This is a genomic window from Clostridium sp. AF34-13, assembly GCF_003477845.1.
GTDB classification, from domain to species: domain Bacteria; phylum Bacillota; class Clostridia; order Lachnospirales; family Lachnospiraceae; genus Butyribacter; species Butyribacter intestini.
This window is the reverse complement of sequence record NZ_QUEB01000036.1, coordinates 1-1398: the sequence shown is the minus strand read 5'-3', so window position 1 is coordinate 1398 and position 1398 is coordinate 1. Positions and strand designations below refer to the sequence as shown.

1 pseudogene is annotated in these 1398 nt (G+C 35.5%); it reads right to left on the bottom strand.

From position 1 onward, the window contains the following. Positions 1-152 precede the first annotated feature (152 nt). Positions 153-1331 (bottom strand): annotated as a pseudogene (locus DWZ63_RS15460) (IS3 family transposase). Positions 1332-1398: the final 67 nt, after the last annotated feature.

Sequence of the window (1398 nt, the reverse complement as noted above, 5' to 3'; positions counted from 1 at the left end):
TTAGATATGGAATAATCCTTAATATAGATTTATTATTAAAGTTAAAGATTGGAGGATTAAGACATGGCTACACAGTACTCAGAAGAATTTAAGAAAGATGTGTTGTGGTCAAGCTTTTTTGTAACACTACGACCTAATTTCTGCCACAGGGTTTACGCAACCCCGTAGCGTGCCTCATAAGGCGTTTTGTAATTATTATAAGAATGCGGACGGACATGGTTATATTGTACATACGCAAATTCTTCGACTGCTGTGTAGAGTTCATCTTCTGTGTGATAATAATGCTGATATATAAGATCATTTTTTAATGTGTTGAAATATCTTTCCATAGGAGCATTATCATATGGATATCCAGCCTTACTCATACTTTGAGTGATGCCGAGCTTCTCACAGAATTCTGTGAACTCTTTGGATGTGTACTGGCTTCCCTGATCTGAATGCAACATAAGTTTACTTAAATCTATTCCTGGTTGCGAATGAATTGCTTTTTCAAGCGTTCTTTTCGCTAAATCAGCGGTTATATTTTTATCCGTTATGCTTGAAATAACGCTTCGGTCGTGCAGGTCAATAATAGTGCAATTATAGCGTTTACTACCATCTGTCAAAAATAGATAAGTAAAATCAGTACACCATTTTAGATTTATTGCATTTGCATGAAAATCCTGATTCAGCTTGTTCCCATATACTTTATGAGCAACACCATGTTCATACTCTGGTTTCTTTTTCCTAGATATTGAGAACAACTGCATTTCAGTATTCATATATTTGTGAACCGTTAAACTACTGATATCGTATCCTTTACGGATAAGATACGCATGTACGGTTCTGTAACCATCAACTCCGCCATGAGAGTGATAGATTTCTCGAATAGAGTTTTTGATTTCATCTTTCTGTTGATGATAATCAGCTTTTCGATTTTTAAGATAGTTATAATAAGCATTTGGATAGATGTTAAATTTTCTGAGTAGCCATCTAAGTCCAAATTTCTTGTTGTATTTCTGAACGAATCGATAAGCCTCTAATCGATTTCCTTCGCAAAGAATGCAATGCCACCTTTGGTGGCTATGGCTTTATTTTAGAAAGTCATTTTCCTTTTGAAGTTCAGCAAGTTGCTTTTTGAGCTTAAGATTTTCTTTCATGTAGTCATAATCGGCTTGGGCTTCTTCATTTGTCTGGCATTCTTCACGGAATTGTTTTGTCCAATTGGAAATGCTTGCTTTGGATACACCATATTCAGCAGCAAGACCTTTGAGGGTTCTCCCCTCTTCAAGATGAAGACGTACAATCTTCTTCTTAAATTCTGGTTCGTAGTTTTGATTCATTTGTAATATACCTCGTTTCCTCCTAAGATTATATCTTATTAGGTCGAGCTGTTACAACTATAGTTTAGCACAACAA